We start from the raw sequence: 13,378 nt of genomic DNA, 5'->3' as shown, positions 1-13,378 counted from the left end.
GCACGGTCCGGCGGCGGTGCACGGCGAGCGCGAGGCCGATCAGGACCGCAGCGAGGCCGCCCAGCTGCACCCAGGACCAGCCGGAGGCGAGGTAGCGGTGGTCGCGCGGAGCTGTCGGGTAGTGCCCATGGAGCCCGTGTTCGCCTCCGGTGGCGATCCTCGACCATGCGGTGGATGGGGGCACCCGCGGCTCCGAGCGGTGGACGGGTGCCTGTGCAGCGTGCCGGGGACGCGGCCGTCAGTGCGCGGGGACCCGCTCCGGACGGATGCGCTCGGGAACGGGGACGAGCGCGTGGGTGATCGCGCTCGAGAGGGTGAAGGCGCTGGAGTCGAGGTGCGAGGAGTGCCCGAGTCGTGTCGCTTCGGAGGCGCGCTGCTTCGCTCCGGAGGCGGGCCGGATGTCTCCCGAGAGGCTGATCTCGCCGAACGCGGCGATCCCGGGCCGCAGCGGCGTGTAGGCGTGGGCGGAGGCGATGGCGACCGCGATCGCCAGGTCCGCCGCCGGCTCCATGAGCTTCACGCCGCCGACGGTCGACACGTAGACGTCGCAGCGCCGCAGGGGGATGCCCGCCTGCCGCTCGAGGACCGCGAGGATCATCGCGACCCGGGACGCGTCGACTCCGTTCGTGACGCGGCGGGGGTGCTCGCCGTCGTTCGCGATCACGAGCGCCTGGATCTCGACGGGGAGCGCGCGGCGTCCCTCCATCGCGACCGTGACGCAGATGCCCGGGGTGGGGAAGCGGGTGCGGCTGAGGAACAGACCGCTCGGGTCGGGGATCTCGGCGATGCCCTCGGCGGTCATCTCGAAGCAGCCGACCTCGTCCGTCGGGCCGAAGCGGTTCTTGAGCGAGCGGACGAAGCGCAGCGCCGTCTGCCGGTCGCCCTCGAAGTGGCAGACCACGTCGACCAGGTGCTCGAGCAGGCGCGGCCCCGCGATGGAGCCGTCCTTCGTGACGTGTCCGACGAGCACGAGGGGGAGCGCCCGCTCCTTGCAGACGCGGATGAGGGTCGCGGCGACCTCGCGGACCTGGCTGGGACCGCCGGGCAGGCCGTCGACGGTGTCGCTCGCGACCGTCTGCACCGAGTCGACGATGAGCAGGTCCGGCCGGACCTCGTCGATCTGGCCGAGCACGGTGGCGAGGTCGGTCTCGGCCGCGAGGAAGAGGCTGTCGTGCATCGCGCCGGTGCGCTCGGCCCGCATGCGCACCTGCGCGGCCGACTCCTCCGCGCTGACGTAGAGGACCCGCTGGCCCTCGGCCGCAGCGCGGCTCGCGACCTCGAGCAGGAGGGTCGACTTGCCCACGCCGGGCTCTCCCGAGAGCAGCACGACCGCACCGGAGACGATCCCGCCGCCGAGCACGCGGTCGAGCTCGCCCACGCCGGTGGGGCGGTGCGCCGCCGACGTGGTCTCGATCTCGGTGATGGGCCGCGCGATGCGGCCGGCGGCCGGAGCCACAGCGGCGACCGCGCGGACGAGGCCGGTGCGTTCGGTGCTCTCGATCACGGAGCCCCACTGCTGGCACTCGCCGCAGCGGCCTACCCACTTCGCGGTCGTCCATCCGCACTCCGAGCAGCGGTACGGGGCGGTGCGCGTCTTCGAGGAGGCCATGAGGTCCTTTCGGGGCGGAGGAGGGGGACGAGCGCGACGCTACGGGGGACCCCCGACACCGCCGCTCGTTCGAACGTGTCTTCGACAGTACAGTCGACCACCGACGCCGCGAGCGGGGCGCGCCAGACCGGGGGAGAGGTCGCGTGGAAGCCGTCTGTGGAGGAGCGTCGTCGCGGAGGAGCGGAGGCGGAGGATCGCGCCTCGGAGAACGACTCAGCCCCGAGCGCCGCTCCGTCGGCGTCGGACGTCTGCGGGAGACTGTGGGACATGCCCTCGACAGTGCACGTCCTCAAGTCCGGCCGCCCGCTCGGAGTCAGCTGGTCCGGCCCCGAGGGCTCCGAGCGGGTCGTCGTCCTGGCGCATCCCGCTCCCGGCTCCTCGGACTTCGACCCCGACCCGGAGGCGACCGCGCGCCACGGGGTGCGCCTGCTCTCGTTCGACCGCCCGGGCTACGGCGCCTCCTCCCTCCTGACCGACCTCGACCCCGCCGGAGCGGGCGTCGGCGCCAGCCCCGAGCAGGCCGCCGCCGACATCGCCGAGTACCTCGCGACCGTCGGCATCGCCTCCGTCAGCGTCGCCGGCTGGTCGGCGGGAGGCCGCGTGGCCCTCGCGCTCGCCGCGAACTACCCCGGCCTCGTGGAGCGCGTCGCCGTGATCGGCACGCCCGCTCCCGACAGCGCCGTGCCATGGGTCGGCGACGAGAACCGCGCCGAGCTCGCCCGCCTGGCCGACCTCCCGCTCGACGAGGCCGTCCGCTCGCTCACCCGCACGCTCGAGGGCGCCTTCGGCCAGACCCCCGCCCCGGACGCCCTGCTCGGGATGCTCGGCTCCGGCGACGCCGACACCGCGGTGCTCGAGACCCCCGGAGTCCGCGAGCGCCTCTCGCGCATGCTCGAGCGCGCCGTCGCCCAGGGCGCCCTCGGCATGGCCGCCGACCTCATCGGCTACGGCGTGCAGGAGTGGGGCTTCGCCGTCGAGTCCGCCGAGCCGCCCGCGCTCCTCCTCTACGGCGCCGAGGACGCGGTCGCCGGCCGCCGCCATGCCGAGTGGTACGCCGCCCGGCTGCCCGACTCCCGCCTCGAGGTCGTGCCCGGCCGCGGCCACCTGCTCGCGATCCCGGAGTGGGACCGTGTGCTCGGCTTCCTCCTCCCCGCCTGACGGCGGCCCGTCCTCTCGATTGGCGCGACTTCCGGCCGTCGCGTACACTCGAACCCGGTACCGTGTCCGAGCGGCCGAAGGAGCATGTCTCGAAAACATGTGTGGGCTTGCGTCCACCGTGGGTTCAAATCCCACCGGTACCGCCAACGACGAAGGCCCCCTGCTTCCACGGAAGCAGGGGGCCTTCGTCGTTTCCGGCGAGCTCCGGCGGTCGCGACGTGCGGGTCAGCCGGCGCGGAGCAGCCAGGAGCGGCCGGCGCGCAGGGCCCGGTACAGGCGCGTGACCGCGTGGTCGGCCTCGGCCGAGCCGACGTCCGAGAAGGAGCCCGCCCCGCCCCAGAGCCCGAGCGCGTCGGCCGCCGCCGCCCGCACCTCTCTGCGGGTCGTCGCTCCGGCGAACAGCTCGTCGAGCCGGTCCGCGACGCGGGCCCGCGCGCCGTCCTGCTGCGACCGTGCGACGTCGCGCACCTCGGCGACGGCCGCCGTGATCTCGGCGAGCACAGCGGGGATCGTGCGGTCCATCCTCCTGAGCCTAGGAGCGGGAGCGCGAGCGCTGCGAGGCGGCGTGGGTCAGGAGCGTCGCCACGACTCCGACGAGCACGCCCAGCGCGGTCTCGAGCGCCCGGTCGCGCAGCAGCATGAGCTCGTCGACGGGATGCGCGAGCTCGACCATGAGGATCGCGAGCGGAGTGACGAAGGCGAGGGTCAGGCCGTAGTTGCGGCCGACGACGAGCTCGGCGGTCATCTGGAGGAGCACCACCACCACGATCACGGCGAGCGGGGAGAGCGGCAGGGCCAGGAGCGCGGCCGCGATCAGCACTCCGACGATCGTGCCGAGCATCCGGTGGCCCGCCCGCACGAGCCGGGCGCCCGCATCCGCTCCCGAGACGGCTGCGACGGCGGAGACCATCGCCCAGTAGGGGTGGCCCAGGCCCGTCGCGGTCGGGATGGTGCCTGCCACCAGGACGACGGCCCCGAAGCGGAGCAGGGCGGCGCGCGTCGCCGGACGGGCCGCCGCCGCGCGGAACGAGGTGCGCCACGGCGTCGGGGCGAGGCGGCGTGCGCGGGGGAGCGCGAGACCGCTCAGGCCGACGACGAGCGAGAAGGCGGCGGAGCCCGCGGCGAGAGCGACGGCGAGCGGGATCCGCGAGGGCTCGGACGGGACGGACGCGCACGCCGTGACGGCGAACACCGGGAACAGCGGGCCGGGCGGGTGCCAGTGCAGGGCGTCGCTGAGGTAGGCCGCCGCGACGGTCACGGCGACCACGACGGGGATGATCAGCCAGTCGCGGTGAGGAGAGAGGGAGACGACGGTGCCGAGGGTCACGGTGGTGACGAGGAACGCGGCTGCCGACAGCTGCATCAGCAGGCGCGGCCGGTGCGTGTGCTGGCGACCGTAGAGGGCCGTGAAGGCGCCGAAGGTCGCATAGAGGGCGAGATCGGTGCGGCCGAGCGCCCAGAGGACGAGCAGCGGGACGGCGATCGAGACGCCGGCGCGCAGGGCGACGCGATGGGCGCCGGCGTGCGGGCCGAAGGCGAGGAGCTCGCGGGGGTGGGGCAGAACGGGGGTGGCGGCCATCGGGTCCTCTGATCGGGGTCCGAGCGGCGGCGGCCGGAGAAGTGTTTCACGGGTGAAGCAGATATACTTTACGTGTGAATCAGTCTGAAAGCCAGCCGGGCGACGCGGTCGACGAGATCAGGGCGGGCTGGGCGGTGCTGCGGCCCGAACTCGACACCTCCGCCGTCGACGTCGTCGGGCGGCTGATCCGCGCCTCCGCGCTGATCGTCCGGGCGACGGAGGAGCTGCTCGCCGCCCACGGGCTGACCCGCGGCGAGTTCGACGTGCTCTCCACGCTGCGTCGCGCCGGCGCTCCGCAGTCGCCGACGACCCTCCGGACGATCGCCCTCGCCTCCGCTCCCGCGATCACCAAGCGCGTGCACTCGCTGGAGCGTCGGGGCCTGGTGCGGCGCGCCGCGAACCCGGCGGACGGGCGCGGCTCGCTCATCACGCTGACTCGCGAGGGGGAGGAGCTGGTCGACCGGGCCTTCCCCGAGGTGCTCGACGCCGAGCGGGCGCTGCTCTCGGGTGTGCCCGCCGATCTGCGGGCGGAGGCGTCGCGCTCGCTCCGCGCGGTGCTCGCGAGCGTCGAGGCGGCCGCGAGCCGGTGATGCGCGCGGGGACCGCGAGGCAGCGGGTGCTCGCTACCGTGGTCCCATGCGCCTGACCTCGAGCTTCACCGTGCCGACGCGGCCGCCGGTGCTGCAGCTCGTCAAGACGGCGGCGGCCACGGTCGTCACCTGGCTCCTCGCCGGCGTCGTCTTCCCGGGGACGCTGCCCGTCTTCGGCGCGATCGCCGCGCTCCTCGTCGTCGCGCCGAGCATCAACCAGTCGTTCTCCAAGGCCCTCGAGCGCTCGGTCGGCGTCATCATCGGCGTGATCGTCGGATCAGTGATCGGCACAGTGCTCGGCGGCGAGAGCATCATCGTTCTCCTCGCGATCGTGGCCGCGATCGCCGTCGGGTGGGCCGTGCGCCTGACCCCCGCCTCCGCGGTGCAGATCCCGATCAGCGCGATGCTCGTGCTCTCGGTGGGCGCGGTCACGCCGAACTACGCGCTCGACCGCATCCTCGAGACCCTGCTGGGCGCGGCGGTGGGAGTCGTCATCAACGTGCTCATCGTCCCTCCGGTCGTGCTGGCACCGGCCGAGCGGGCGATCGGAGACCTCACCGCTCAGCTCGCCGCTGCCCTCGACGACCTCGGCGACGCCCTCCAGGCCCCCGTCCCGCGACGCCGGCTCGACGAGCTGCTCATCAACGCCCGGCTGCTGCAGACCATGCAGAGCAAGGCGGAGGAGGCGATCGCGACCGGCGAGGAGTCCCTCCGCCTCAACCCGCGCCGCTCCGCCCACCGCGACCGGCTGCTGGCCCTCGACTCCGTCGTCCCGCGGCTGGGGCGCATCGTGACCCGGGTCCGCGGCATGACGCGGACCGTGCACGACCTCTACGACGACGAGCTCGTCGGGGAGCCGACGATCGCCGACATCGCCGTCCAGCTGCACCGGGCCGCCCACGATCTGCGGCTCCTCGTGCAGTCCTCGGTCGACGTTCCCGAGCCGGAGGCGATCACGGACGAGCTGCCCGCTCTCACCGCGCCGCTCGTGATCGCGACTCCGCACCCGCAGCACTGGATCCTGCTGGGGGCGCTCGCCGAGGACCTGCGGCGCATCCGCGAGGAGATCGTCGGCGCGGAGTCCTGACGGGCGGGCGCCGAGTGGCGTCGGCGAGAGGGCTGCACTTGCTGCGCTCGGCGTCTCACGCCGCGCGACGTGCGGGTGGTGGCGGCCTGCGGTGGTCAGCCGTCCTGCTCGCCGTCCTTCCTCGATCCGCCGCCCTCGACGAGTTCGCCGTCGCCCGGGTCCGGAGCGACCTGGTGCAGTGCCTCGGGATCGCTCGCCTCGGCGTGGAGGGTCTTGCCCTCGGCGATGAGGGAGTCGTCGTCCACGAGGATCCCGGCCAGCTCGGTGATGCGTCCCCGGAGAGCGCCGATCGGGTCCTCGGTGGGCGCGTCCTCTTCGGAGTGGTCGACCTCCGAGTCGGGGTAGCGGCGGAGGGCGGCCTCGTCCCGGTCGGGCTGCGGCGCCCGCGCGTGCTCGACGCAGAGGCGGGCGACCTCCTCCGCGTGCGCGTGCATCACGGAGTGGGAGGCGTCGGGGATCTCCCAGGCCCGCGCATGCGGCATCGACCGGGCGATCTCCTCCGCCCACTCGCGCGGCACGAGCCGGTCGAACTCGCCGCGGATGACGAGGGCGGACGCGCGGATCCGGGGGACGGTCTCCTCGATCCGGTAGTGCATCATCTCGGGCAGCACGCGGGAGAACCAGCGCGGTCCGCAGAGGAGGTAGGCGCCCGCGGCGAGGATCGCGACCTTGAGGGGCTCGCGGACGCTCGACTGGGCGAAGCGGAGCGCGGCGGTCGGGAGGCGGCGCTCGTGCCGGTTCATCACGGGTCCGAGCAGGACGATGGTGGTCAGCTCCGGACGGCGCGCGGCGAGCTCGGCCACCACCTGCGTCCCCATCGAGTGGCCGAGGACGACGGGATCGTCGAGGCCGAGCTCGTCGATGACGGCGCCGACCAGCTCGGCGTAGTCGCCGATGTCCATGCGCCGCGCGTCGATCGGGTGCGGTACGCCGCCGAAGCCCGGCAGGTCGAGAGCGTGCACCGGACCGAACTCGTTGAGCGCGGGCGCGAGGCGCTCGAAGTAGGTGGCCGCGACTCCGATCCCCGGCACGAGGACGAACGTGCGCTCGCCGTCGCGCCCCACTGTGCTCACCCGCGCCCAGACGTCTCGGTGGTGCACCCGCTGGACCGAGACGTCGGTGCTGCGGGTGCGGCGGTGCGGATCCCGCCCCCGGGAGCGCGTGGTCGCGAAGACGTCGCGGACTCCGCGCCGCAGGGTCGTGGCGAGGGTGGGGAGGAGGTCGCTCGGGCGGAGCACGGGGCCTCCTTCGATCGGGGGAGTCGGTCGCTGCGAGCCTAGGCGCTCGCCGCCGGGCTCAGATCAGCATGTCGTCCGACCTGTGGAGGATCAGACGGGCCGGCCCGGTGTGGAGGACGCCGTTGGTCAGGGGGGCGGTCCGGACGCCGCCGCGCCTCCGCATAGCCCGGAACGCCCCGGGGGCGAGCACGACGTCCATCCAGGCGCAGGGGTTCGCTGGTCGTCCGCCCTGGAACTCGATCCGCTCCCCGCCCTGCTCGATCGCGAACGTGCGGCCGGCGAGCGCATCGACGTCGGCGCCGCGGACGATGATGTTGCGGCGGGTGTCGGCGGGGTCGAAGGGCCCTGCGCCGAGCTCGGCGGCGATGTGCTCGAGGGTCTCGACCGCGAAGAGCGTGATCGCCGCGGGGCGGTGCGCGCGCTGGGCGAAGAAGCGGTCGCCGACGATGCCGAGGCCTGCGCGGATCTCGATCCGCTGGGGCTGCTCGTTGCTCTCGGACGGCACCGGGCCATCGGCGGGGCGGCCCTCGTAGCGGTGCAGCGGAGAGACGACAAAGCCCACGAGCTCGATCGCGGCGGCCTCCATGAGCCCACGGTACGCCGTGAGGGGGAGCAGCGGCGTCCGCCCGTCGGAGGCTCTGCGAGGCGCTCCGGGACACCGCGACGGAGCCTGGGTTCTCGTGGCTGCGGCGGCGTCCCGAGAGGGAGCCGTCTGCGCCGCCGCCGCCGATTCGCGGAGGGGGCTCCCGGCATGTATAGTCGTACCTCGTCGCGTGCGCCTCTGGCCCACGCGATGGACTGCGCCCGTAGCTCAACGGATAGAGCATCTGACTACGGATCAGAAGGTTGGGGGTTCGAATCCCTCCGGGCGCACTCTGGTTGAGACAGAGCAGAACGGTCCGCTTCGGCGGGCCGTTCTCGTTTTAACGGTCGCTCGTTCCGGTGGCTGTCGGCGTCGGTCTCCCGGTGAGTGCAGGGCGAGGGAACAGCCGGTTCTCCGCCTCGCAGGACGCCTCTTCGCGCCGTCGACGACGTCGACCGTCTTCCGCCCGCATCCGCGATCAGTCCGCGCCCGCGCTCGCCCTCAGTCCTCGCAGGCTCTGCGATCACGTGTCGCGAACACGCAGCTCGGCTCTTCTCGCGCGCCGTTTCCTCCTCCACAGCGCCCATCTCGCGCCGTTCTCCACGGATGCAACCGTCCCGGCCGCGGTGACGTCGAACCGAGCAATACTCTCCTTCCGTGGGGCTGAACGGTCGCCGCCGACGCAGTGCGCTCGGTCGGCAGAGGAGAGGACATCGGATGAGTCGAACGGAACAGTCGGGGCGGGACGAGCGCGGACGACCCCGAGCGCGGACGGCGCGAGCGCTGGTCGGCACGACGGCGGGCTGCGTGCTCGTGAGCGGGCTGCTGGGCGGAGGCCTCGCGCCGCCGCCCGCCCTCGCCGCCGACGGTCCTCACACGACGATCGAGAACACCCTCCTGCAGGGAGGCGCGACGAACGCCGGCGTGACGACCGTCTCGGCCTGGGTCCAGAAGGGCGAGACGCTCCGGGTGGACCTCCACCCGCTCCAGGCGGGCTCGGGCACCGGCGAGGGCGAGACCGGCGGCGGTACCGCCCGGGTGACGGCTCCGGGCGGAGCAGTCCTCGACGAGCAGGACTTCGCGCCCGGAGCGGCGCCCTCGGTGTCCGCCGGCGGCTCGTTCGTGGCGGACGAGACCGGGGTCTTCCAGATCCGGGTGTCCGACGACGACGTGACGGCGCCGGTGAACCTCGTCTGGAGCATCGGCGTCCAGGACGCGCGGGGCGCGGCGGTCGCGGGCCGGGTGTGGTCCGAGTCCTATGCGATCCAGTCCGGGGCGAAGGAGTCCTACTCCTCGCCCGAGGAGCGGCGCTCCTCCTTCACCCTCCACGCCGTCACGGAGACGGGCGCCCGCTACGAGCTCGGGCTGCGCGGCTACGACGGGGTCGCCTCGACGGTCCAGGCCACGAACAAGGGCAACGTGAAGGTCGGGTCGTCCGATCCGTCCTACCTCTCGGTCCCCATGCCGCAGTCGAGCGAGGCGGGCGGCATCGGGGCGCAGTACGTGCAGGCGTCCGGACGCTCCGGGATCGACGGCCTGCAGACCTACAAGCTCTTCCTGGACCCGCCGTCGTCCGACCTGCCGGAGTCGATCGCTCCGGCCTACCGCGCGCCGACGATCGAGGGCCTCGCCTTCCGCCGGTCGACCGCGGGCTCCGACGCGGGCACGCTGACCGGCGTCCTGGGGACGCAGCCGGGCACCGTCGTCGTGGACGTCGATGCGGACGGGGACGGCTCCTACGACGGCGAGCGCGACGTGCACCTCACCCGGATCGCGGGGACGACCGGTCCCTTCTCGGTCGATTGGGACGGACGGGACGCGAAGGGCGGGACGGTCGACGTGACCGACCCCGACGTCACCTTCCGCGCCTCCATCGGCCGCACGAACGAGTTCCACTTCACGCGGGTCGACGCCGAGACGTCCGCCGGCGGCGTATCCGTCGTGAGGTCGACCGGCGGCGGCGACGACCCGTCGATGGTCCACTGGGACGACTCGCTCCTCGCCGGATCGAACTCGGAGCGGTACTCCGGCACCTCCGCGGTGACGTCCGGCGACGGCGGCATCGACTCGTCCGGCGGGGTGCACCGCTGGGAGGGCGACGACTCCGGGCGAGGCCGCATCCCCAACGCCAACGACTCGGTGCACGGCTCCTACGGCGACCTGCGGGCGATCGACGACTGGGCCTACGGCTCGGACGGTGCGGTCGCGGTCGCACGCCTCGATCCGCTCGCGCCGCACGTGACCATCGCGAAGACCTCGTCGGTCGACTCCGCCACTCCGCTGCTCCGCGGCGCCCGCGTGCCCTACCGGGTGACGCTGACCTCGGACGGGACCGGGGACTACTCCGACGCCGCCGTCATCGACTACCTCGACAAGGGCGTGCTCGACGACGCCGAGCTCGACTCCGGCTCCCTCCGCGCCTCGCAGGGCACGGCCACGATCGATGCGGAGACGGGCCGCATCTCCTGGGCGGCCGGCAGCCTGCCGGTCGGGGCGACGGCTGAGCTGACCTTCGACGTGATCGTGACCGGCGAGGGGGACCGCGCGCTGACGAACACGGCCTGCCTCGCCGATGCGCCCTTCGCTCCCGCCTCGTCCGGCACGGGGACCGACGCGAACCCCTGCGCCACCGTCCCGCACGACATCGGCGAGGGGTCGCTCCTGATCCGGAAGACCGCGTCCCAGGCGAGCGCCGAGCACGGCGGCACGGCGGGCTTCGACATCGTCGTGGCGAACACCGGAACGGTCGACGCGACGGACGTGACCGTGACCGACGTTCCGACGCTCGACCACCTGCTCGAGGCGACCATCGAGAACGGCGCCGGAGGAACGCAGCCGGCCACGGAGCCCGTCACGGGTCTCGACATCCCCGCCGGCGGCCAGGTGTCGCTGCACGTCAGCGGCCGGGTCGCCGACGGGTACGACGCCGCGACCCTGCCCAACCGCGTCTCGATCACCCACCAGCCCGAGGGCTTCGACCCGCCGACGGTCGAGAACGCCTGCGCTGACGATGCGACCTCGTCCTGCGCCGAGATCCCGGTGCCGCCCGTCGAGGGAAGGCTCTCCATCGAGAAGACGGCGATCGGGAATCAGGTCGACCACGGCGGGCGTGCCGGGTTCAGGATCGTGGTCGCCAACGAGGGGGCTCGGCCGGCGGACGGGGTGACCCTCACCGACATCCCCGAGCTCGCGCACCTGAGCGACGTCACGATCTCCCGGGACGGCGGCCCGGCGTCGTCCGACCTGACTGTCGAGAACCTGTCTCTGGCCCCTGGAGCGTCGACGACGTTCACCGTGACCGGACGGGTCGCCGACGGCGTGGACGCGTGGACCATCCCCAACCGGGCGCGCCTGACCGAGGTCCCGGAGGGCTTCGATCCGACGACCGTCCTGCACCCGTGCGCGGACGACGGCGGAGCCAGCTGCGCCCAGGTGGCGGTGCCTCCGGTCGGACTCGTGCCGACGGTGCTCGCCTCGACGGGAGCGGCGGCCGGGCCCCTCGCGGCCGGAGCCGGCGCTCTGCTCCTGGCCGGCGGCGCCCTGACGGCGCTGCGCCGTCGCTCGACCCGCACCTCGTGAACCGGAGCCCGGGCCGCTGCAGCGCGGCCCGGGCTTCCGGACCCTCTCCTCGAAAGGCACTACTGCATGACCGAGCACGGCCTCCCGTACCGCATCACCGAGCGCTTCCCTCTCCCCGATGGACGCGTCGGCGTCAGCACCTGGTGGTCCGCCGACCCGGAGCAGCTGGAGCAGCAGCTCCGCACGCGCTCCGGGCATCCGCATCCCGAGAGGGAGCCGGTCCGGAGACTGCACCTCGCGACCGCGACGATCGTGCTGATCGAGGAGCGGACCGAGGGAGGCTTCCGCCCGCTCGACCCCCACCTCCGGGCCCGCACCGATCCGCGCTGGCGCCGGGCTCTCCTGCGGTCGCGCAGGTCGGCCCGGCTCCGACGGGTCATCGGTCCGCGGGACCTGCCGAGGACGGATCCGCCGGTCGAGGTGTCACGGCACGTCGATCCGACACGTCGAGTGTGAAGGAGGCGGGCGGAGAGCTCGGCACCTGATGCGCGGTGAGGGTCTCCCCGCAAGGACGCCGTCAGGTCAGGCGGCTTCCTCGAGGTCGTCCTCGACTGCGACGGGCGCGTCGACCGGGGCGCACGGGGGAGCCGACTCGGCCGGGGATGCCGAGGCCGCGATGCGCGAGCGCTCGAGCCCGGCGAGGAGCACGGCGAAGGCCTCCTCGAGCTCGGCGGTGTCGCGGAGCAGGACGCGCTCGCCGCTCGTCGGGTCGAGGCGGACCGTCCGGTAGGCCGGGCGGGGGAGATCGGAGACCAGGGTGATGATGCCGAGGACGACGCCGCTGCGGCGGGCGCGCGCGGTCCAGCGGTTGGCGTGGGTGCGGAGAAGGATCATGACCGGGGCCGTCCTCGGTGACGTGGTGCAGGAGCGGGGGGAGGGGGGTGTCGCTGGCGGTGCGGGGATCCTCTCGAAGCTTGCTGCACGAAGGGCCTCCGCTTCCTGTGCTTGACAGCAGAGCCGAGCAGCGGTCACCGGCGCCGGGCGGCCGCCGCGGCGTGCAGGGCCCGCAGGAACTCGGGGACGACCGGGTTCCCGGTGTCGCGGGCGAGCACACCGATCTCACGGCTCGCGCCCGGATCGTCGATCGGGATCTCGCGGACGTCGTCGTCGACCGAGGACGGGCTCGGCGGCAGGATCGTGAGTCCGAGGCCGGCTGCCGCGAGTCCCCGGGCGGCGCGGTAGTCGCCGACCTCGAACGCCGGCACGGGGTCGCGGCCGTCCACGGCGAGCAGGCGCCGGGCCGACTCGTGGAGGCCGTAGCCGGGCGCCAGCATGATCAGGTCGAGGCCGCGGAGGTCCTCGACCGTGACCGAGCGCCGCGAGGCCAGCGGATGACGGGGGTCCACGACCGCGAGAAGAGGCTCCGAGTAGAGGGTCGTCGTGGTGGTGCCGGGGAGATCGGGCGGATCCGCGACGATCGCCAGCTCGGACTCTCCCTCCGCCACGGCCCGCAGGCAGAGGGCTCGGGAGCCGTGACGGAGCCCGAAGCCCACCTGCGGCCAGCGGCGGCGGAACCGGCGGATCACATCCGGCACGAGACTCTCCCCGAGGAGCGTCTGGAAGGCGAGGTCGATCCGGCCGTGCTCCACGTCACCCGCCTGCCGCACCTCAGCGAGCCCGGCGCGGATCACCGACATGCCGTCCTGAGCGGCCTCGGCGAGACGGGTCCCCGCCTCCGTCAGCACCACCCCGCGGCCCTCCCGGCGGACCAGCGGAGTGCCGACCAGGGCGGACAGCCGGGCGAGCGACCGGCTCGCGGTCGGCTGCGGGATCCCGAGCTCGGCGGCCGCCGCCGTGACGCTCCCGGTCTGGGCGACCGCGACGAGCAGGGGCAGGAGGCGGAGGGTCGCGGGCCAGTCGTCGGACACGCCACCACCCTAGATCCGGACATGACCAGAACGCATGAACAGTACGAGAAAGGGCATTAGTGATGCACCCGCAGGCGGTCTACCGTC

General features: G+C 73.7%; 13 protein-coding genes and 2 tRNA genes. 7 read left to right on the top strand and 8 right to left on the bottom strand.

Going from position 1 to position 13,378, the window contains the following annotated elements; genetic code table 11:
- Together C5B98_RS16675 and radA are read right to left on the bottom strand one after the other, a co-directional pair.
- The coding region (locus C5B98_RS16675; RefSeq protein WP_146076952.1) for a hypothetical protein at nt 1-184 on the bottom strand (184 nt) is incomplete at its 3' end.
- A gap of 54 nt (nt 185-238) precedes the next feature.
- The gene (gene radA, locus C5B98_RS10410) at nt 239-1,609 is read right to left on the bottom strand and encodes a DNA repair protein RadA (protein ID WP_104239282.1); all 1,371 of its coding nucleotides are present in this window, start codon (nt 1,607-1,609) and stop codon (nt 239-241) included.
- A gap of 267 nt (nt 1,610-1,876) precedes the next feature.
- Between radA and C5B98_RS10405 the strand changes: the two genes are divergently transcribed.
- The gene (locus C5B98_RS10405; RefSeq protein ID WP_104327758.1) at nt 1,877-2,767 is read left to right on the top strand and encodes an alpha/beta fold hydrolase; all 891 of its coding nucleotides are present in this window, start codon (nt 1,877-1,879) and stop codon (nt 2,765-2,767) included.
- Nucleotides 2,768-2,823: 56 nt separating this feature from the next.
- A tRNA-Ser gene (locus C5B98_RS10400) sits at nt 2,824-2,913 on the top strand.
- Nucleotides 2,914-2,992: 79 nt separating this feature from the next.
- Here the strand turns inward: C5B98_RS10400 and C5B98_RS10395 are convergent.
- Nucleotides 2,993-3,289 (bottom strand): hypothetical protein, encoded by a 297-nt coding sequence (locus tag C5B98_RS10395; RefSeq protein ID WP_104225999.1) that lies wholly within the window; start codon nt 3,287-3,289, stop codon nt 2,993-2,995.
- Between the two features lie 10 nt (nt 3,290-3,299).
- A complete protein-coding gene (locus tag C5B98_RS10390) occupies nt 3,300-4,346 on the bottom strand; it encodes an FUSC family protein (protein WP_104327757.1) in 1,047 nt (348 codons plus the stop codon).
- Between the two features lie 74 nt (nt 4,347-4,420).
- On the opposite strand from C5B98_RS10390, the gene C5B98_RS10385 reads away from it, so the two are divergent.
- Nucleotides 4,421-4,936 (top strand): MarR family winged helix-turn-helix transcriptional regulator, encoded by a 516-nt coding sequence (locus tag C5B98_RS10385; protein ID WP_104262354.1) that lies wholly within the window; start codon nt 4,421-4,423, stop codon nt 4,934-4,936.
- 46 nt (nt 4,937-4,982) lie between these two features.
- Nucleotides 4,983-6,023, top strand: coding sequence for an aromatic acid exporter family protein (locus C5B98_RS10380; RefSeq protein ID WP_104225996.1), 1,041 nt, complete (start codon nt 4,983-4,985; stop codon nt 6,021-6,023).
- 95 nt (nt 6,024-6,118) lie between these two features.
- Here C5B98_RS10380 and C5B98_RS10375 read toward each other — a convergent pair whose 3' ends face one another.
- Together C5B98_RS10375 and C5B98_RS10370 are read right to left on the bottom strand one after the other, a co-directional pair.
- Nucleotides 6,119-7,261, bottom strand: coding sequence for an alpha/beta fold hydrolase (locus C5B98_RS10375; protein WP_104327756.1), 1,143 nt, complete (start codon nt 7,259-7,261; stop codon nt 6,119-6,121).
- 58 nt (nt 7,262-7,319) lie between these two features.
- On the bottom strand, nt 7,320-7,847 hold the full coding sequence (locus C5B98_RS10370) for an MOSC domain-containing protein (RefSeq protein WP_104327755.1): 528 nt from the start codon (nt 7,845-7,847) through the stop codon (nt 7,320-7,322).
- Between the two features lie 214 nt (nt 7,848-8,061).
- On the opposite strand from C5B98_RS10370, the gene C5B98_RS10365 reads away from it, so the two are divergent.
- The 3 genes from C5B98_RS10365 (at nt 8,062) to C5B98_RS10355 (ending at nt 11,879) form a co-directional block, all read left to right on the top strand.
- A tRNA-Arg gene (locus C5B98_RS10365) sits at nt 8,062-8,134 on the top strand.
- A 427-nt stretch (nt 8,135-8,561) separates the two neighbouring features.
- A complete protein-coding gene (locus C5B98_RS10360; protein WP_146076950.1) occupies nt 8,562-11,423 on the top strand; it encodes a DUF11 domain-containing protein in 2,862 nt (953 codons plus the stop codon).
- Nucleotides 11,424-11,489: 66 nt separating this feature from the next.
- Complete coding sequence (locus C5B98_RS10355; RefSeq protein WP_104309376.1) at nt 11,490-11,879, top strand: hypothetical protein; 390 nt, start codon at nt 11,490-11,492, stop codon at nt 11,877-11,879.
- A 66-nt stretch (nt 11,880-11,945) separates the two neighbouring features.
- Here C5B98_RS10355 and C5B98_RS10350 read toward each other — a convergent pair whose 3' ends face one another.
- Both C5B98_RS10350 and C5B98_RS10345 read right to left on the bottom strand, forming a co-directional pair.
- Nucleotides 11,946-12,257, bottom strand: a complete 312-nt coding sequence (locus C5B98_RS10350; RefSeq protein ID WP_104233493.1) for a hypothetical protein — start codon at nt 12,255-12,257, stop codon at nt 11,946-11,948.
- A gap of 134 nt (nt 12,258-12,391) precedes the next feature.
- Nucleotides 12,392-13,291, bottom strand: a complete 900-nt coding sequence (locus C5B98_RS10345; RefSeq protein WP_104327753.1) for a LysR family transcriptional regulator — start codon at nt 13,289-13,291, stop codon at nt 12,392-12,394.
- Between the last annotated feature and the right edge of the window lie 87 nt (nt 13,292-13,378).

It is taken from the genome of Rathayibacter sp. AY1A5, assembly GCF_002930875.1.
Lineage (GTDB): Bacteria > Actinomycetota > Actinomycetes > Actinomycetales > Microbacteriaceae > Rathayibacter.
Note: the sequence above shows the minus strand (reverse complement) of the source record. Positions and strands in the feature narration are given on the sequence as shown.